This is a genomic window from Acinetobacter sp. BZX-2 (assembly GCF_055179795.1).
Window position 1 is genome coordinate 3,411,838 of record NZ_CM143686.1, and the last position, 19,592, is coordinate 3,431,429.

At 38.9% G+C, this 19,592-nt stretch carries 19 protein-coding genes and 5 tRNA genes; 6 read left to right on the top strand and 18 right to left on the bottom strand.

Annotated elements, in window-relative coordinates:
* The first annotated feature begins 75 nt into the window (after positions 1-75).
* Together ACY45D_RS16020 and bfr are read left to right on the top strand one after the other, a co-directional pair.
* Positions 76-270, top strand: coding sequence for a bacterioferritin-associated ferredoxin (locus ACY45D_RS16020; protein ID WP_089605897.1), 195 nt, complete (start codon positions 76-78; stop codon positions 268-270).
* 253 nt (positions 271-523) lie between these two features.
* Complete coding sequence (gene bfr / locus ACY45D_RS16025; RefSeq protein WP_010113450.1) at positions 524-988, top strand: heteropolymeric bacterioferritin subunit Bfr; 465 nt, start codon at positions 524-526, stop codon at positions 986-988.
* Positions 989-1,115: 127 nt separating this feature from the next.
* Here the strand turns inward: bfr and ACY45D_RS16030 are convergent, their stop codons facing one another.
* From ACY45D_RS16030 to tpiA, 17 genes are all read right to left on the bottom strand, one after another.
* Positions 1,116-2,762 (bottom strand): PglL family O-oligosaccharyltransferase, encoded by a 1,647-nt coding sequence (locus tag ACY45D_RS16030; RefSeq protein WP_463107607.1) that lies wholly within the window; start codon positions 2,760-2,762, stop codon positions 1,116-1,118.
* 56 nt (positions 2,763-2,818) lie between these two features.
* Positions 2,819-3,175 carry a pilin gene (locus tag ACY45D_RS16035; RefSeq protein WP_463107608.1) on the bottom strand — a complete coding sequence of 119 codons (357 nt, stop codon included), beginning with the start codon at positions 3,173-3,175 and terminating at the stop codon, positions 2,819-2,821.
* A gap of 71 nt (positions 3,176-3,246) precedes the next feature.
* Positions 3,247-3,588 (bottom strand): prepilin-type N-terminal cleavage/methylation domain-containing protein, encoded by a 342-nt coding sequence (locus tag ACY45D_RS16040; protein WP_463107609.1) that lies wholly within the window; start codon positions 3,586-3,588, stop codon positions 3,247-3,249.
* Positions 3,589-3,790: 202 nt separating this feature from the next.
* The gene (locus ACY45D_RS16045) at positions 3,791-4,363 is read right to left on the bottom strand and encodes a TPM domain-containing protein (protein WP_463107610.1); all 573 of its coding nucleotides are present in this window, start codon (positions 4,361-4,363) and stop codon (positions 3,791-3,793) included.
* Entirely contained in the window at positions 4,357-5,475 is a 1,119-nt protein-coding gene (locus tag ACY45D_RS16050) for a TPM domain-containing protein (protein WP_463107611.1), read from the bottom strand. The genes ACY45D_RS16045 and ACY45D_RS16050 overlap by 7 nt, the downstream gene beginning before the upstream one ends.
* A gap of 78 nt (positions 5,476-5,553) precedes the next feature.
* Positions 5,554-6,135: a LemA family protein gene (locus ACY45D_RS16055; protein WP_463109502.1), complete on the bottom strand. Its 582-nt coding sequence runs from the start codon at positions 6,133-6,135 to the stop codon at positions 5,554-5,556.
* A gap of 390 nt (positions 6,136-6,525) precedes the next feature.
* The gene (locus ACY45D_RS16060; protein WP_463107612.1) at positions 6,526-6,933 is read right to left on the bottom strand and encodes a ribosome-binding factor A; all 408 of its coding nucleotides are present in this window, start codon (positions 6,931-6,933) and stop codon (positions 6,526-6,528) included.
* The gene (gene infB / locus ACY45D_RS16065; RefSeq protein ID WP_463107613.1) at positions 6,933-9,644 is read right to left on the bottom strand and encodes a translation initiation factor IF-2; all 2,712 of its coding nucleotides are present in this window, start codon (positions 9,642-9,644) and stop codon (positions 6,933-6,935) included. Before infB ends, ACY45D_RS16060 begins: the two co-directional genes overlap by 1 nt.
* 10 nt (positions 9,645-9,654) lie before the next feature.
* On the bottom strand, positions 9,655-11,139 hold the full coding sequence (nusA, locus tag ACY45D_RS16070; protein ID WP_463107614.1) for a transcription termination factor NusA: 1,485 nt from the start codon (positions 11,137-11,139) through the stop codon (positions 9,655-9,657).
* A gap of 34 nt (positions 11,140-11,173) precedes the next feature.
* Positions 11,174-11,695 carry a ribosome maturation factor RimP gene (gene rimP, locus ACY45D_RS16075; RefSeq protein WP_463107615.1) on the bottom strand — a complete coding sequence of 174 codons (522 nt, stop codon included), beginning with the start codon at positions 11,693-11,695 and terminating at the stop codon, positions 11,174-11,176.
* A gap of 203 nt (positions 11,696-11,898) precedes the next feature.
* A tRNA-Met gene (locus tag ACY45D_RS16080) sits at positions 11,899-11,975 on the bottom strand.
* A gap of 101 nt (positions 11,976-12,076) precedes the next feature.
* Positions 12,077-12,153 (bottom strand) — tRNA-Met (locus ACY45D_RS16085).
* Positions 12,154-12,225: 72 nt separating this feature from the next.
* Positions 12,226-12,302: transfer RNA gene (locus ACY45D_RS16090), tRNA-Met, on the bottom strand.
* Positions 12,303-12,377: 75 nt separating this feature from the next.
* Positions 12,378-12,454, bottom strand: a tRNA-Met gene (locus ACY45D_RS16095).
* Between the two features lie 42 nt (positions 12,455-12,496).
* A tRNA-Leu gene (locus ACY45D_RS16100) sits at positions 12,497-12,581 on the bottom strand.
* Positions 12,582-12,642: 61 nt separating this feature from the next.
* The gene (secG, locus tag ACY45D_RS16105; RefSeq protein WP_010114136.1) at positions 12,643-12,975 is read right to left on the bottom strand and encodes a preprotein translocase subunit SecG; all 333 of its coding nucleotides are present in this window, start codon (positions 12,973-12,975) and stop codon (positions 12,643-12,645) included.
* 12 nt (positions 12,976-12,987) lie between these two features.
* Positions 12,988-13,776 (bottom strand): triose-phosphate isomerase, encoded by a 789-nt coding sequence (gene tpiA, locus ACY45D_RS16110; RefSeq protein WP_463107616.1) that lies wholly within the window; start codon positions 13,774-13,776, stop codon positions 12,988-12,990.
* 276 nt (positions 13,777-14,052) lie between these two features.
* Between tpiA and pilB the strand changes: the two genes are divergently transcribed.
* The 4 genes from pilB to coaE are packed head-to-tail and all read left to right on the top strand — an operon-like array spanning position 14,053 to position 18,570.
* Entirely contained in the window at positions 14,053-15,771 is a 1,719-nt protein-coding gene (gene pilB, locus ACY45D_RS16115; RefSeq protein WP_463107617.1) for a type IV-A pilus assembly ATPase PilB, read from the top strand.
* 27 nt (positions 15,772-15,798) lie between these two features.
* Positions 15,799-17,031, top strand: a complete 1,233-nt coding sequence (locus tag ACY45D_RS16120; protein WP_463107618.1) for a type II secretion system F family protein — start codon at positions 15,799-15,801, stop codon at positions 17,029-17,031.
* Between the two features lie 28 nt (positions 17,032-17,059).
* The gene (locus ACY45D_RS16125; RefSeq protein ID WP_463107619.1) at positions 17,060-17,923 is read left to right on the top strand and encodes a prepilin peptidase; all 864 of its coding nucleotides are present in this window, start codon (positions 17,060-17,062) and stop codon (positions 17,921-17,923) included.
* Positions 17,924-17,970: 47 nt separating this feature from the next.
* Positions 17,971-18,570, top strand: a complete 600-nt coding sequence (gene coaE / locus ACY45D_RS16130) for a dephospho-CoA kinase (protein ID WP_463107620.1) — start codon at positions 17,971-17,973, stop codon at positions 18,568-18,570.
* A gap of 19 nt (positions 18,571-18,589) precedes the next feature.
* On the opposite strand, the gene ACY45D_RS16135 is transcribed toward coaE, so the two are convergent.
* Positions 18,590-19,510: a DMT family transporter gene (locus ACY45D_RS16135; protein ID WP_463107621.1), complete on the bottom strand. Its 921-nt coding sequence runs from the start codon at positions 19,508-19,510 to the stop codon at positions 18,590-18,592.
* Positions 19,511-19,592 lie beyond the last annotated feature (82 nt).

Genomic DNA, 19,592 nt, shown 5'->3' on the forward strand with positions numbered 1-19,592 from the left:
AAATGAATTTTATTGACAAATGGTAATAATTATCAATAATACTAGTTATCGCATTTAACTTTGTGGTTTACTCTCATGTACGTTTGTTTGTGTCGTGGTATTACAGATCAAGATATTAAAGATGCTGTGGCTAATGGTGCAGAAAGCTATCGTGAAATTCGTGACCTTTTAGATTTAGGTACTTGCTGTGGGCGTTGTGCACCAGAGGCAAAAAGTATTATCAATGAAGAATTGGCAGAAATTGCTGCACGCATTTCCATTGCCGCTTAACCTTTATCAATTCCCCTAAATAATCATAATAAGTTTTACATGATCTTCGGATCATATTCCTCCCCCGCTTCGACTCAAAGCGGGTTTATTTTTAGTTATAATTGAGCATTATTAAAAATATACCGATTGTTTTTGATTGCGATTTTCATTTGCTGTTCCATAAATCACTCGAAACTATTGATAAAGTTGATTAAGATAACAACATGGATTGCCTTAAGCTTTTTAAGGCACACAACTGAATGGAGCTTTGACCATGAAAGGCAATCGAGACGTTATTAACCAACTCAATCAAGTGCTTTATCATCACTTGACTGCAATCAATCAATATTTCCTTCATTCACGCATGTTTAATGATTGGGGAATTGAACAGCTCGGTTCAGCTGAATATAAAGAATCAATCCGTCAAATGAAGCATGCCGATAAAATTATCGAACGTATTCTGTTCTTAGAAGGCTTACCCAACCTACAACATTTAGGCAAACTCTACATCGGTCAACATACCGTTGAAGTTTTAAACTGTGATGTACGTAAAGTGAAAGAGAATATTGAAGCACTCAAAGCTGCTGTTGATTTGGCTGAAAAAAGTTTAGATTACGTCACTCGCGATTTAGTTCAAGAAATTCTTGAAAAAGAAGAAGAATATTGGGATTGGACAACCACTCAACTTGACCTAACTGAAAGTGTTGGGATTGAAAATTACATTCAAAGCCAATTGTAATTTTAGACTCCTTGCGCAGCAGTGCTGCTCATCCCTCCTTTATCAAAGGAGGGTTGGGGAGGATTTAAAAAGGCTTAACTAATCAGCATTATCCATAAATTAGGGGATTTTTATGACCAATTTGCAATTATTTTACTGCTGGTACAGCCAATAAATCCTGATAAGAACTTTCTTGACCATGTAATGTTTTAAGAATCCACAACTGATGTTCAGCTTCTGCTTTTTTACCGTTAAATGCTAAAACTTGAGCATACTTGTAAATATCATATTTAGACGCGAGATTTGCCACCATTCGCCCGATATGTTCAAGCTGCTGATCAGATACTTTGCTATGTGGATTAAAACCAATCCACCACACGCGCTCTTTAAACTGTGTGAGCAAGAAAATATCCTGATTCATCACTTGTTGTTGCGCTTCAGTTAACGGTGTTTTCTTATTGATAAAGACACTTTGTTGGCGATATAAGACATAATCACGATAAATAACCCCAATCAAAACAAAGCCGATTACCACAATACTGACTGTCACTGCTGGCTTAAGTTTAATTGCTGGTAAATATGAATATTGCGCTTGAACAATACCGAGAATAAAGCCAAGTGGGAGCAAGAAATAAGCATAATGAATTGGGTATTCCAATAAAGCGTGAATCAGGATGGCACACACCATCAGACTTGCAGCAATTGAAACAGGTTCTTTAACACCACGATTCAGCCAAAACAACCAACACACCACATAAAGAATGATCATGGTACCGATTGGAATACCGTTCCAAATCAGTAAATCTAGAACGACATTGTGTGCTGTCTTATACCACTCATGTGAAGGATATAAATCAAATGCAGCGATTTGCGCCATTCCTGTTTGATTCCACCCATAACCGAACCACGGCTGCTGTGTAATTGCGACAAGCGCTTGATTCCACATATCTAAACGCAGATAACCCGATGAAGCCCTTTGCACCACTGTCGCCGTTTGTGTAATGTCCTGTGCAGTGAATGATGCAAGCCACTGGTTAAACATAGGTAGGCAGGCAATTAATGCAATAAACACACCCACCCAAGCCAATAACTTCGCAAAGCCAAAGCGTTTGTTTTGTCCAAATTGTTTAATCGTTAAATAAACAAGCGTAAATATACATACCACCCAAGCTGTACGTGATTGGGTCAATGCGATCGTCAATAGAAAGATAAATGCTGCAGGGACTAAAACAATATTGGGTAATATTTTCTTTTCATAGAAATATAAGCAAGCAAACAGTCCCATACAGATAAAGGTGGCTAGATTATTCGGCTGTCCAAAATTTGCATATACACGATTTTCACGCAAACGATTCATGAATAAACTAAAATAATCACTAAATCCTAACCACTGACAAAGTGCTATAGCACTTGAAAGGCTCGCCCCAAAAAACACCACAAGGCAAAATATTTTAAAGACTTGCTCTCTTTGCCCTTTCTCACCAATTGCTAAGTTATAGCCCACCATGACCATTAACCAAAACATGGTGATATAAGCTGTACACAGCAATGCATTACTAAAATACAAAATCTCGCCAAATCCCCATTGAATCAAGGGAATGGCTAAAATGGGCATAGCTAACAATTGTGGTTTTGGTATTCTAATATCTTTATTGATAAACGTTGAAAGTAATACCAAAGCTGAAAGAAAAGTCAGTACTTCACTACCAAAAGTTGTCCATGGCATTTTATGGATCGGGAGAAGCCATGCGAGTAATAAAAGTAAGGCTGAAAGGATGTATGGGATGGCTTTCATAAAAAAGAAAGAATTAGAGAATTTGCGATATTATACCGCTTTCATTTTTTTATTACTCAAGGAATAACTGTACAATTTGCGCCTTTGCTTAAGTCACACTGAATATTTGCAGTAGGCGAATTTTTACTTTTTGCTTCAATCACAATATCTGTTGTCGCCTCATCCCATGCTGAAGCATCAGTTAAAGTTTGGCATGAGGAAAATTTAGGCGCTGATGGGTGAGTATTACTATCTACATCATTTAACATATAATAAGTTATATTTGCATAAGCTTTAGCTTCTGAAAGACATGACTTTACATAAGCATTTTGAGTATAAGCACTATAAATAGGAACACTAATAGCCACCAATATTCCAATAATAGCTACAGTTATCATTAATTCAATTAAAGTAAACCCATTTATTATTTTCATATTTTGATCTCATCAATTATTAATTATGTTAAAAAAGGAGGCCGAAGCCCCCATTTTATAGATCGTTTAGATTAATTTAATGTACAAGTTGCAGAATCATCACAAGTAACATCTTTATCACCAGGTGACTTTTTAACCGCAGTCACACCAGTAAATGTAGCTAAAGTAGGGTTAGCTGGTGCAGCAGTAATAGATGTACAAGCCTTAGCTGTTGCAGCACCTGGTGTTTTACCCAAGTTTAAATCTGCAAGTACTTTATTCGCATAAGCTTTTGCTTCACCTAAACACGCATTATTTGCAGATTGAATTGTATAATCACGATACTGTGGGATCGCAATCGCAGCAAGAATACCGATAATCGCAACAACGATCATTAATTCAATAAGTGTAAAACCTTTTTGAACTGATTTCATAACATTTCTCCAATGTTTTAAAAATTTTTATAGCTTTAACAAGCAAATTTATTTGACTGCATCGTGTGGAAAAAACAAGCAATCGTTTGGTAACAATTTCATTCTAATTGGAATGTAACGCTTTACAAGATTTTTTTTAATTCTTATTTTTTTACGTAATTTCTCGTAAAAAAGTGACATTTCTTGTCACTTTTTTAGTGATCTAGTTCAAAATTATTGGAGTATTTGTCAATTCATTCATTGTATCAGCTTTATTTTGCCCTTGCTGATGATTATAAAATAAATTCAACACTTTACCGATTTCTATCACCCCATTTTCGAGTGCAGATCGGTATTGTTTACTTTTAAGCTCAATAATGATTTGATCGCAAATCTGCTGCCATATCTGCTGTGTCGTTGCTTGATTAATCCCACGATCTATCACAATTTCAACAGTTTGCTCACATAAGTTTAGATATAACAACACCCCACTATTATATTCGGTATCCCACACACCCAATTCTGCAAAAAGCTGTTGCGCTCTTAAACGTGTATTTTGTCGGTAGGCTTGGTGACTCGGAATATGCCCTTCAATGACTACCTGTATCTCACCAACATGCCCCTGCTCAGCTTGTTTAACTGCTTGAGCAATGGCTTGCTGGTCTTGTTTCGAAAAATAGCGTTTAGACGCCGGCATATAAAGAAAGTGCTTTAACCAGCGTTGAAAACTTGGTTGCATCTGCTCCTGTAATTTAGGTTCAGTCAAAATTTCTGTTGTTTCAGTTTTCGTTACCATGAGCCTGATGCACCTCCACCGCCAAAACCTCCGCCACCACCACTATAGCCACCACCGCCTCCAAAACCACCACCACTGCTTCCACCTCCACGCCCACCACCAGATAAAAACATTTGAAAAATCAGTTGTGCAAATGAGGTGATGAGTAAGAAGAATATTCCAAAACCTAAAACCAAGCTCATTCCAATACCAGAACCATAGATGAGTCCTGCTGAAAAAGCCGTCACACCCGCCACAGAAGCACTTAAACGATTTCCAATGATAAATGACGCAAATGTTCCAATAATCAGAATAATCATCGCTGTGGTTAATGTTCGGTCTTTGGCTTCTTGCTCATGAATCGCTTGAGCTTGTCGTTCTTTTAGCTCATCTGCTACTTGTTTAGCAATCTCAGGATCTAGATTGAGAATACGCTCAATCTCATTCACCCCTGCCTGCAACCCTTGTGTATATTGACCTTGTTTAAAATATGGTGTGATTTGATTACGGATAATCCGACTAACAACAATATCGGGTAATACCCCTTCTAATCCATAGCCTGTTGCAATATGAATTTTATGATCATTTATCGCAACTGCGATTAATAAACCATTGTCTTGTTTGGCAGAACCCAATTTCCATTGCTCAGCAACACGCATGGCAAAATCAAAAATATCTTCTTGTCCAGTCGTTGGTACAATGATAATGCCGACTTGCGCTTTACCTTGACGGTAAATATCTCGAATTTGCTGATCTAAATTTTGTTTTTCTGCTGCCGAAAGTATATTGGCTTGATCTACAACAGGTTGATTTAAAGTTGGAATATTTCGAGTTGTTTGCCCATCTGCCATGTCATTACTGACTTGAGGTAGATTCTGAACATTTGTTGATTGATTACTATGATTTGCAGTCTGTTGTGATGTTGGATTAACTGCATTCGGGGTAAGTACATTGGGTAAGTTTGTATTTGGAGCAACTTTCCCCAAGACCACAACATCTTGTGCATCTTGATCATCTGTTGCCGTTGCTGTTTCAGCCCAAGCAATCGATTGAACAGAAAAAATCAGTCCAAAGAGTACAAATAAGGATGTACCAAGCTTTTTAAGTCCTGATTTTTTTTGCCATTCAATCATACTTTATCCTTATTTTAATGATTCACAATCATTAACGTTCTACCTATACAGCAGAACGTCATAAAAGTTTAAGCACTATTAATTAAAATTAACTGTTGGTGCTTTTGATGCACCTGCCTCTGCACTAAAGTTTGGTTTTGCTTTCATACCAATCACTTTAGCGGTCATTACCTGAGGGAACTGACGTACATAAGTATTATAATCTTGCACGGATTCTACATAACGCGTACGCGCAGTACTAATACGGTTTTCTGTCCCTTCCAATTGCACTTGTAAATCACGGAACTGTTCATTGGCTTTTAAATCAGGGTAATTTTCGGTAACAGCTAATAAGCGAGACAAGGCTCCTGTCATTTGTGACTGAGCTTCTTGGTATTTTTTAAATAATTCAGGATCATTTAATACTTCTTTATCGACTTTTAAGCCCGCAACATTAGCACGTGCTTCAGTCACTTCTGTTAATACTTTTTCTTCATGGGTTGCATAACCTTTGACTACATTAACAAGATTAGGTACCAAGTCAGCACGACGTTGATATTGGTTTTCAACTTCTGACCATGCAGCAGTCACAGATTCATCTTTGGCTTGCAGTGTATTGTATCCACAACCTGAAAATACCAAAGTACTTGCCAATGTAAGTGCCAGTAAGCCTTTTTTCATTGAATTGATCATTTATTTATTCCTTCAAAGATATTTATTTGTATTTGTTGATTTATCAGCATTCTATACAGTTTTATTCAAAGTTTTGTTTAATTTCTGCTATTTCAGTCACAAATTTGTCTTTAAAATCCAATCATCAATATAAAAGTATGTGTCAAATCTGCATTTTACTTAATGACTATCATTAGCCATTAAGGAATATATTTTATAAATCAATAGACTAAATCTTTATTTAAATATCTATTCCAAATTAATTTAAGCGCTAGTCGTTATTCGATGCAGCCTTTAGTTTTATTGCTGTTTTAATAAAAATTAAGCTTAAAGATTGAAAAAATGAAATTTTAGATACAAAAAAGCCACCCTCAGGTGGCTCATTTTTAGATCAAGAGATCATTCTTCATCTTTTTTTGCTTCATCAGCTTCGGGTAAATCCTTCACTGCTTCTGCAATAAGACCAAACATATAGTTACCGTATGCATTGGTTTTATCATAATGGAAACGCAAACGTGGCGTTACACGTGTTTTAATGCGACGACCAAGTTCATGGCGCAAGAATCCTGATGCTTTATTCAAAACATCTAAAGTTTCTTTATTCGCAGCCTCACTTTGTTCATCACCTAATTCACGCCCCATGACAGTGACATAAACTTCAGCATAACCTAAGTCTGGACTAACTTTTACCGCAGAGATGGTCACTAGACCACCTAAGCGTGGATCTTTCAGCTCTTGACGAATCAACTCAGACAACTCACGTTGTACTGTATCCGCCATACGCTTAAGACGTTGACTACCCGCCATTAAAGACTCCGTTTAATCAACTGAACATCATAAACTTCGATTTTATCAAGTGCTTTGATGTCTTTGTAGCCTTTAACCGCAAGACCACATTCCATACCTGCACGAACTTCTTCAACCACTTCTTTGTAGCGACGAAGAGATTCAAGCTCGCCTTGGAATACAACCACATCATCACGAAGTACACGAATTGGTTTGTTACGATGTAATACACCTTCAAGTACCATACAACCTGCAGCTGCACCAAATTTACTTGAATGGAATACTTCACGTACTTGTGCAACACCCAGAATCGTTTCACGGTGTTCAGGTGCAAGTTTACCGCTCATCGCTGCTTTAACATCATCAATCAATTGATAAATAATGCTGTAGTAACGAATGTCGATACCATCTGCATCTGCTTTTTGACGCGCAGCACTATCAGCACGTACGTTAAAGCCTAGAAGTACAGCTTCAGAAGATTCTGCAAGTGTCACGTCAGATTCAGTGATTGCGCCTACACCTGAACCAATCACACGTACTTTAACTTCATCAGTTGCAAGTTCAGCAAGTGCCACATGTAATGCTTCTAGAGTACCGCGTACATCTGTCTTCAATACAACATTTACGATAGGCACATCTTTCTTGCCCATAGACGCCATAATATTTTCAAGACGCATTGCACTTTGACGCTCAAGACGCTTTTGACGTTCACGATCCATACGCGCATCGGCAACTTCACGTGCTTTTTTCTCATCATTGACAACAAGAACTTCGTCACCTGCCATTGGCGCTTCTGGAAGACCTAAAATTTCCACTGGAATTGAAGGACCTGCAGATTTAATACGATTACCATTTTCATCAACCATCGCACGTACGCGACCGTAAGATGCACCAGCAAGGACTAAATCACCAACATTTAATGTACCGTTTTGTACAAGAATAGAAGTTACCGCACCACGGCTGTTATCTACACGTGCTTCAATAACAACACCTTGCGCAGCACCTTCTTCAGACGCTTTCAATTCTAACAATTCAGCTTGAATTGAAATAAGGTCAAGAAGTTCATCAATACCTTGACCAGAGTGTGCTGAAACCATTGCAACTGGTACATCACCGCCCCATTGTTCAGGTACGATTTCTTTGGTTGTTAATTCATTCAATACACGATCTGGATCAGCAGATTCTTTATCCATCTTGTTAATAGCAACAATGATTGGCGTACCTGCAGCACGCGCATGATCAATTGCTTCAGCAGTTTGTGGCATTACACCATCATCTGCTGCAACAACAAGGACAACGATATCGGTTGCTTTAGCACCACGAGAACGCATAGCAGTAAATGCCGCATGTCCTGGCGTATCTAAGAAAGTAATAATACCTTTCTCAGTCTCAACGTGATAAGCACCAATATGCTGAGTAATACCACCCGCTTCGCCTTGCGCCACTTTAGCACGACGAATACGATCAAGAAGTGAAGTTTTACCATGGTCAACGTGACCCATGATTGTAACCACTGGAGCACGTGTTGTTTGTGCACCACGCGCTTCTTCAGCTGCTTCAAGTAAGTTATCTTCAGCTTGAGTATCAGATACACGAACTGGATTATGCCCCATTTCTTCAACAACAAGCGCTGCAATATCTTGCTCAATTGCTTGGTTTTGAGTAACCAACTCACCCATTTTCATGAGTGATTTAATCACTTCACGAACTTTAACCGCCATTTTCGCAGCGAGATCAGCAACAACAATGGTCTCACCAATTTCAACATCATAAACTTGTTTCTTAACTGGTTTTTCAAAGCCATGCTTGTTCGCTTGGCTGGTTTTTAAACCACGTTTATGATGATTTGAGCTAAAGCTTTGCTCTTCTTGACCGCGACGACCGCCTTTCTTCACTGGACGTGTATTGGCAGTATTGGTACCACGTTTGATTTCACGGTCTTCTTTGGCAAATGAGTCTTCATAAGCTTGACCAACAAGACCAGCAGCCAATGGAGAGTCATCTACTACACGAATCGTCGTCGTTGAATCATCAGAAGAATACTTAGACGCCATTTGACGCATTTGCTCAAGTGTACGTTGCTGAGCTTCTTCTGCCGATTTACGACGTGCTGCTTCTTCAGTTGCCTTCAATTGAGCAGCTTGAGCTTCACGCGCACGCTTCTGTTCAGGCGTTTCAACAGCTTTCACTGTTGCTTTGGTAATTGGCTTATTTGTCGATTTGCGTTTTACCACAACCGCTGCTTTTGGTGTTTCTTTTGCAGCGGTTTGTTGTTTCGCAGCCGCACGCATTTTCTCTAAATTCGCTTTTGCTGAGCTTTCAGCTTTTTCGCTATCTTTAGAGCTAGTTTCTGCGACTGGTGCTTTTTGTGTTGCTTTTACTTGAGCATCTGCTTGTGCTTTTGCTAAAGCTTCAGCTTTAATTTGCTCAGGATCAGGCTTAGTAAACGTATGCTTCTTACGAACTTCCACGTTAATTGTTTTAGCCTTACCCGAAGTACTGGCTACTTTAGCAGTACTGGTTGTTTTACGTTTCAACGTGATTTGTCCTGCATGCCCTGTGTCTTGACCATGTGATTTTTTCAAATGGTTGACCAGAACACCTTGCTGTTCAGTAGAAATTTTATCTTCAGCCTTTTTTTGCGGCAATCCAGCTTCACGCACCTGATCAAGGAGCTTTGAAACAGGAAGTCCTACGCTGACCGCTAACTCTTGAATTGACTTATCCGTCATGTATTACCTCCTAGTTAAACCATGATTCACGTGCTTTCATAATCAATTGACCTGCTTTTTCAGCACCTAAGCCTTCGATATCTGCAATATCATCAGTTGCTTGGTCAGCTAAGTCATCGATTGTGACCACACCACGAGCCGCTAAAGCATGAGCAATTTCAGAAGTCATTCCTTCCATTGCAACAAGTTCTGGACTTGGGTCCTGAATATCTTCTTGCTCTTTTAATGCATCAGCTAAAGCTGCTTCTTTTGCACGACTTTGTAGTAATTCAACAATATCTGCATCCAACTCGATTTCATCGAAAGTTTCTGCAGGTACATAAGCAATCTCTTCAAGTGAAGTGAAGCCCATTTCTACCAAAGCCATTGCAAGATCTTCTTCAATATCAAGACGTGTTACAAACATATCTAAATATTGTTGAGCTTCATTTTGTTGACGAGCACGATACTCATCTTCAAGCATCATATCTAACTTATAACCTGTTAGTTCTGACGCTAAACGAACATTTTGACCTTGTGAACCAATTGCACGTGCAAGCTGATCACTGGTTGCGAAAATAATATCTGCGGTATGTGCATCTTCATCAATCACAATACCCGATACATCCGCAGGCTCTAAAGCACTTGCGATATACTGAGCAGGATCATCAGACCATACAACCACATCAATACGTTCGCCATTTAACTCTGATTGTACCGCTTGGATACGTGTACCACGCATACCAATACAAGCACCCACAGGATCAATACGATGGTCATTGGTTTTTACAGCAATTTTTGCACGAACACCTGGTTGACGCGCAGCTGCTTTAATTTCAATGATTTCTTCAGAAATTTCTGGAATTTCCTTCTTCATTAAAGCAATCAGCATTTCAGGTTTTGCACGTGACAATAATAATTGTGCACCACGACCTTCACGATTTACATTGTAAAGGATTGCATTCATACGCTGTTTTGGGCGAAGAATTTCCTTTGGAATCATCTCTTCACGTGCTAAATACGCTTCAGCATTGTCACCTAAGTCGATAATAAAGCCATCTTTGGTTTGTTTTTTCACTTCACCGTAGATTAACTCACCCACTTTAGACTCATAAGCATCTGCAACCAAAGCACGCTCTGCTTCACGGATCTTTTGCACAATTACTTGTTTTGCAATTTGAGCCGCAATACGACCGAAATCAATTGAAGGCACTTCGAGTTCACGAATATCACCAATTGACCATTTTGCAGGATCAACATCAGAAATCGCATCTTGACATGCAGGCATTTCATGATCTTCATCAGCAACCACTTCCCATTGACGGAAAGTACTGTAATCGCCTGTTTTACGATCAATTTCTACACGTAACTGAGCTTCTTCCGAATTCGTTCCTTCGTAGAATTTCTTTTTAGTCGCCGCAACCAAAGCCTGTTCTAGCGCTTCAAAAATTGCTTCACGACTCACACCTTTCTCATTACTAACCGTTTCAACGACGGTGAGAATTTCACGTGCCATAAGTCACCTATATATTCAGATTTCTATTTCTGGATTAATCCTGAAAGACCAAATTTGCCTTATCTATATTATTACTATCAATCTCAAGTACTTGTTGTTCAACTTCGACTTGGATGAATTCATTTTCTAAATCTACAGCAACCAATTTTGCTTGGAACTTACGACGATTCTCAACCGCAGCGATCAAACGGAATGCAACTTGTTGACCGATATAATTCTGTAATTGAGCCAATTGGAAAAATGGACGATCCCAACCAGGTGATGAAACTTCTAAAGCATATTCACCTGAAATTGGATCATGTACATCCAAAATTGCACCAACTTGTTGAGTCACACGTACACAATCCTGTACACCAATACCACGACCCAACTCAACCTCACCATCTTCATTCATGACAGGTTCAGCATTTTCTGGAACGTCTTTATCAATATAAATACGCAATAAAGACTTTTTACCTTGAGGAATAAATTCAATTCCCCAAAGTTCCACATCACAAGCTTGCACTGCAGGAGTAATTAAATCTTGGAGTGCTTGAGTTTTATTTGATAGCTTCATTTACTCTCGTCATATTTGTGCGATTCAATCGCTCATCGGACCAATTCAAACTTACTATAGTGAAGCATGTCTTTTTGACCAATTGATGTCCACACTACACGATAAGCCAATAAAAAAGGGCGTAATCGCCCCTATTATCGCACAGAAAACCATAGGCTCACTATGCAAAAAGACCCACCTATATGTGAGCCCTTTAAGAAACTTGGTAGCGGGAGCTGGATTTGAACCAACGACCTTCGGGTTATGAGCCCGACGAGCTACCAGACTGCTCCATCCCGCATCAACGTTGCAAAATTATACACAAGAATTTAAAAAAATTCAATCAAACTTAATGTATTGAAAATCAGTTTCTTGCTTGATTAAGTTGCACCTTAATCAAAATGGTAGCGGGAGCTGGATTTGAACCAACGACCTTCGGGTTATGAGCCCGACGAGCTACCAGACTGCTCCATCCCGCACCGACACTGCATTTTGTATACAAATAAATCCTTCAATCTAAATGTTTTAATTAAGTTGCATCTTAATTAAATTGGTAGCGGGAGCTGGATTTGAACCAACGACCTTCGGGTTATGAGCCCGACGAGCTACCAGACTGCTCCATCCCGCACCGATACTGCAAATTCACACACAAAATAAACTTTTCAATTTAAATGTCTTTAATTAAGTTGCATCTTAATTAAATTGGTAGCGGGAGCTGGATTTGAACCAACGACCTTCGGGTTATGAGCCCGACGAGCTACCAGACTGCTCCATCCCGCATCAATGTTTTTTAGCTGTACCACCAACAATCTGGTTCATTGTTGGTGCGGAAGGGGGGACTTGAACCCCCACGCCCGAAAGCACTACCACCTCAAGGTAGCGTGTCTACCAATTCCACCACCACCGCAGCTGTGACGCATTCTAGTAGCTTGTGCGCCAAATTGAAAGGTTTAATTTCAAAAAGCTATTTATTTTGGTGCATTTGGCGAAGTTTCGTTCGTATTTGGTTGAACTGGTGTCGCCGGCTGAGTCGTCGTTTGTACAGTTTTTAAACCATAAGCATCCGAAGTTAGCTTTTTTGCAAACACAGCTAAAGTTAAACTCGTTACAAAAAACAAAGCCGTTAAAATGGCAGTTAATCGCGTCAAGAAACTTGCTGATCCTGATGCACCAAATACAGTTGCAGCACCACCGCCACCAAAAGATGCACCTGCATCAGCACCTTTACCATGCTGTACAAGGATAAGTACAATCATTAATACAGCCAAGATGATGTGTACAACCAGCACAAAACTATGCATGCTGAACTCCTATTATTTTGTTTTAGCAAATGCTTGAGCAATTTTATAAAATGACTCAGCATTAAGTGATGCACCACCAACAAGTGCACCGTTGATATCTGGACAAGCGGCTAACTCTACTGCATTTTCAGGTTTAACACTACCGCCATATAAAATAGCTGTACGTTGACCTTCAGTTGTAATTTGAGTTAAACCCTCTCGAATTTTAGCATGCATTGCTTGAGCATCCTGTGGAGAAGCCGTTTTACCTGTTCCTATCGCCCATATCGGCTCATAAGCAATCACAATATTGTGCCATTGTTCAGGTTTTACAACTGCAGCTAAATCACAAATTTGTTGCAATACGATCTGCTCAGCTTGTCCCGCTTCGCGTTGTTCTAAGCTTTCACCAACACAATAGATGATGTGAAGATTAGCATTTAAAGCATTACCGATTTTTGCTTTAATTTTAGCAACATCATCACCAAAGATTTCACGGCGCTCTGAATGACCAATCAACACATAGTCAATCTGGCTATCTTTGAGTAGTTCTGCACTCACCTCGCCCGTATATGCACCTGTGCCAGCCATTTGCGAAACATCTTGTGCAACGACTTTTACAGTCGATACATTTTGAAGTGATTGTTTTATTGACAATAAAGCAAGAGAAATAGGTGCGACACCAATATGACATTGTTGTTCTGTAATTGGTGCATCTTGTAAAAGCTGTTTTAAATCTTGAATAAGTTGCTGTGAATCAGCCTGCATTGGGTTCATTTTCCAATTGCCGACAACCCAAGGAATAATGTTCGAACCCGACATACATCTAACCTTTTATCGAAAATGTGCACATTCTACACGGAATTTTCAATTTTAAAGCATTTTTTCTTTATCAATTTAAGCTTCTCATTTAAAGTCGTGGTGTGGAAAATTATAGGAAATATAAATCATTTCATGGATAATGATTAAAATTCTAATTGGCTCAAGTTATCATGCAAATATCTTTGTAGAATAATGCGTTTAATTCTAGATATTTTTGCCGATAATCGTATAATTTTCGTATTCCAATTATAAAATGAAATTTAAGGTGTTTTGGGGATGTCTATACAGAATGGTTCACTTAGGTTTTCAGGATATATCCGCCGCATAGTCGATGAAGGTTTTTTATCTGCACAGCAAATGAAAGATGCGCTGGAGAGTGCTCAAAAAATTAAAATGAGCACTGTTGAGTACCTGATTGAAAAATCAAACCTTAAACCCTTACTCATTGCAGAAATGATTTCTTCTGAGTTTGGGGAACCTATTTTTGATTTGGACAGTTTTAATCCAGATATGTTTCCAAAAGAGGTTGCTGATAACAATTTATTCGCTAAACATCAGCTTGTACCGCTTGTCCAACGTGGCAAGATTCTGTATGTCGCAACCAGTGATCCTACCAATATAGAAGCACTTGATGCCATCCGCTTTAACTGTGGTTTGAGTATTGAGCCTATTATTGTGGAATACGATAAATTAGAAAAAGTTTTAGCCAAACATTTTACTATAGAAGAAAATTTTAACTTCGGTGATGAAGATTTCGATGTTGATATTATTGCAACGAGTGATCAAGAACCCTCAGAAGATGAAGATCATGAAGAAACATCAGAAGATGAAGCACCAATTGTAAAGTATGTGAATAAGTTATTGGTCGATGCCATTCGTATGGGCGCATCTGATTTACATTTTGAACCTTATGAAAAATCATATCGTGTACGTTATCGAGTGGATGGTGTACTCCGAACGATTACCAACCCACCCTTACAACTTGCAACACGCCTTGCTTCTCGTTTGAAAGTGATGTCAAAAATGGACATTTCCGAGAAACGCATACCACAAGATGGTCGTATAAAACTCAAACTCTCAAAAACTAAGGCAATTGATTTCCGTGTCAACTCACTGCCAACTTTATTTGGGGAAAAGCTAGTATTACGTATTCTAGATCCTTCAAGCGCTATGTTAGGTATCGATGCTTTAGGATACGAGGAAGCTCAAAAAGCCTTATTTATGGAGGCTTTGGAAAAACCGCAAGGGATGTTATTGATTACAGGTCCAACAGGTTCTGGTAAAACAGTGTCTTTATATACTGGCTTAAACATCCTCAATACCGAAACATCCAACATTTCAACAGCCGAAGATCCTGTTGAAATCAACCTAGAAGGCATTAATCAGGTCAATGTCAATCTAAAAGCTGGACTAACCTTCTCTGTTGCACTGAAATCATTTCTTCGTCAAGACCCAGACATTATCATGGTCGGCGAGATTCGTGATTTAGAAACGGCTGAAATTGCAATTAAGGCAGCACAAACAGGTCACATGGTCATGTCAACATTACATACCAACAGCGCGCCAGAAACGCTCACCCGTTTACGCAATATGGGAGTCCCTTCATTTAATATTGCCACATCAGTAAACTTAGTGATCGCACAACGACTTGCAAGACGTTTATGTAGCCATTGTAAAGCACCTATAGAAATACCAAAACAGAGTCTGTTGGAACTGGGGTTCACAGAACAAGATTTAAGCAATCCTGATTTACAAATTTTTCAGCCTATTGGCTGCTCAGAATGTCGTGAGGGTTATAAAGGCCGAGTAGGGATTTATGAGGTAATGAAAGTAACACCTGAAATCTCAAAGATTATCATGGAAGATGGCAATGCACTGCAAATTGCAGCTGCATCAGCCAAATTGGGGTTTGATAATCTCAGACGCTCAGGATTAGTAAAGGTCATGAATGGACTAACTTCTTTACAAGAAATTAACCGCGTGACAAGTGAATAAATATAATCAATATTCAAGGAAAATCTTATGGCAGCGAAAAAAGCTCAAATGATGCCTACATTTGCTTATGACGGGGTAGATCGTAAAGGGGTCAAAATCAAAGGGGAACTTCCTGCTCGAAATATGGCACTTGCAAAAGTGACTTTGAGAAAGCAAGGCATCACCATCAAGACCATTCGAGAGAAAAAGAAAAACTTTCTCGAAGGCTTAATGAAAAAAGGAATTTCAACACTCGATATCACCATTTTTACTCGTCAGTTGGCAACCATGATGAAAGCTGGTGTGCCTTTAGTACAAAGCTTTGAAATCGTCGCTGAAGGTTTAGAGAATCCTTCCATGCGAGAAGTAGTACTGGGTATTAAAGGTGAAGTTGAAGGGGGCAATACTTTTGCTGGTGCGTTAAGAAAATACCCGCGCTATTTTGATAATCTATTTTGTTCACTGGTTGAATCTGGTGAACAATCTGGCGCCTTAGAAACCATGCTGGATCGCGTTGCAATTTATAAAGAAAAAAGCGAACTTCTCAAACAAAAAATTAAAAAAGCCATGAAATACCCAATTGCGGTTATTGTAGTCGCAGTCATTGTCACCATTATTCTCATGGTCAAAGTTGTTCCTGTATTTCAAGATTTATTTAGCTCTTTTGGTGCGGACCTACCAGCATTTACTCAAATGGTGGTCAATATGTCAAACTGGATGCAAAAATATTGGTTTATCTTCTTACTTATCGTTGGCATTATAATCGCTTCTTTTCTAGAAACTAAAAAACGCAGTAAAAAATTTCGAGATTTCCTTGATAAAACTGCATTAAAATTGCCTATTTTTGGAGATTTAGTTTATAAGGCGATTATTGCACGCTATAGTCGTACACTAGCAACGACCTTTGCTGCAGGTGTGCCTTTGATTGAAGCACTAGAATCGACAGCTGGTGCAACCAATAATGTGGTTTATGAACAAGCCGTCATGAAAATTCGTGAAGATGTTGCAACAGGCCAACAACTCAACTTTGCAATGCGTGTCACTAATCGATTTCCATCTATGGCGGTACAAATGGTTGCAATCGGCGAAGAATCAGGCGCACTGGATGCGATGCTCGATAAAGTCGCAACACATTTTGAAAATGAAGTAGATAATGCTGTCGATGGCCTAACCTCGATGATGGAACCATTGATTATGGCAGTATTGGGGGTGCTCGTAGGAGGACTTGTAATCGCAATGTATCTACCTATTTTCAAAATGGGTGCAGTTGTCGGTGGATAAACCACAGCTTAAATGAATGGTTCTAAATATGCTTAATGATCTTTTGAGTTTACTTATCCAATCCCCAACAGTACTCTATTTAACTGTTGGGATTTTAAGTCTGTGCATTGGCAGTTTTCTAAATGTTGTGATTTTTAGAACACCAAAAATGATGGAGCAAGAATGGCAACAAGAATGCCAAATGTTACTGCATCCTGAACAAGCGATTATTGATGAATCAAAGCTCAGCTTAAGTCAACCGGCATCAACTTGTCCTAAATGTAAAACCCCGATTCGCTGGTATCAAAACATACCCGTCATCAGTTGGTTGGTTTTAAGAGGAAAATGCGGTTCTTGCCAAAACCCGATTAGTTTCCGCTATCCATTCATTGAAATACTGACAGTGATTTGCTCTTTAATCGTTGTAGCCGTGTATGGGCCAACCTTACAAATGATCTTTGGTATCTTGCTGACATGGGTTCTCATCACCTTAACCTTTATCGATTTTGATACGCAATTATTGCCTGATCGTTTCACATTAACTTTGGCAGGAATTGGTCTAGCTGCAAATGCATTTCACCTTTACACCTCTCCTACGTCAGCAATTTGGGGCTATATCATTGGTTTCTTGTGTTTATGGGTGGTTTACTATGTATTTAAAATAGTCACAGGTAAAGAAGGAATGGGCTATGGTGACTTTAAGTTACTCGCTGCACTAGGTGCCTGGATGGGACCACTTATGCTACCCTTGATCATTTTACTTTCTTCTTTAGTCGGCTCTATTATCGGTATTATTTTGCTCAAGACACGTAAAGAGAATCAACCCTTTGCTTTTGGGCCTTATATTGCAATTGCAGGCTGGATTGCATTCTTATGGGGCGAACAGATTATGAAAGTGTATTTAGGTCAATAATTTAACAATCTAAATGACGCATCAAATCGTGCTTTAAAGGATCTAATATGACATTTATCTTGGGTTTAACAGGTGGAATTGGGAGCGGAAAGTCTGCTGCAAGCCAATGGTTTGAAACCCAAGGTATTCAAGTGGTAGATGCGGATATCGTAGCACGAGAAATTGTCGAAAAAGGTCAACCTGCTTTAACACAAATTAAAGATACTTTTGGTGATTGGGTTTTACTTGAAAATGGAGAACTCAATCGTCGTGCATTACGTGAATATATTTTTAAAGTACCTGAAGCTCGCCAGCAACTTGAGCAAATCACCCACCCTGCGATTCGTAGTGCGATTATTCAGCAATTAGCAGATGCAACGAGCCCATATGTGGTCTTGGTTTCGCCCCTGTTGTTTGAAACCAATCAGCATCAATTAACTGACCATACTTTATTGATTGATGCCGGTGAGGATTTACAAATTTTACGTGCATCGCAACGTGATGATCAAACGATTGATCAAATTCAAAAAATCATTGCCGCTCAAATGCCTCGTGCAGAAAAGCAAAAAATAGCCAATGATATCGTGCTCAATGATGGTCATATTGAGCATTTATATGCCAAGCTTGCAGTATTACATCAACAATATCTAACCCATTCAAAGCAATAACTTATTTGTTCGGCTTATTTTATTGTCGTTGTTTTTGTTGATCTAAACCCTGTTGTAAACTGTCTTGATGAGTAAACCATCGCCAAGGCTGTAATGCCCCTATTCCCATACCAATCAAACCACAAATAATCGCAGCACTTAATGGTTCATTGAGTAAAGGAACAGCAATAATTGCGGCGATAAAAGGTGCCAATGTAACAATACTTCCCGTCTTAAATGCGCCTAAACGCTTAATTGCTTCAACATAAGCCAAGGTTGCAATGATGACAACAAATATGCCATGAAACAGCGTTTGCATAATCAAATGTGGCATTGCAACTTGATCAAGTTGTTTTGGTAAAAATAATAAATAGATGGGTACGTAAACAATTGCTGACCAAATTGCCACACCCGCCATAGAGTGCCAAGCCGATAATTTCCATTGACGGAGTAAAACAGTAAAAATACCCCACCAAATCGCACTGATAAAAAACAGTAAATCTCCAAAACCAAATGCAACGCCAGTTTCTTGATACATCAAAAAACTCATCCCTGAAATTGCAGCCAACATAATCACTAAACTAAGCCATGTGTGCTTATCAAAAGGTTGTTTAAACAATAGAAATGCTGCAATTGCGGTGCATAAAGGGATACAACCATTTAAAAAGATCGCCGCATGTGCTGCAGGAACATAATGAAAGGCGCTATAAGAGGTTAAACAATAAACAACACCACCAATCATAGCCAAAATAAATGGCTGTTTTTTAAATAAAAAAGCTGTGTCTTTCTTATAAATTAAAATAGGCATAAGAATACAAAATGCCAATGAAAAGCGTAATGCTGCAATATCCCAAGCGCTGATATGCCAAAGTGCATTGAGTCGTGATGTGATGGTAAATCCTCCCCAAATACACATCGTGATTGCGACATATATATAGCCTTGCGTACGGGAGGTCATCATGATTTTCTCGAATTAAAGAAAGGTCGATTGGTCATTCACAATAAATGAATAATCAATCCACCATTACAACATATTGATGATA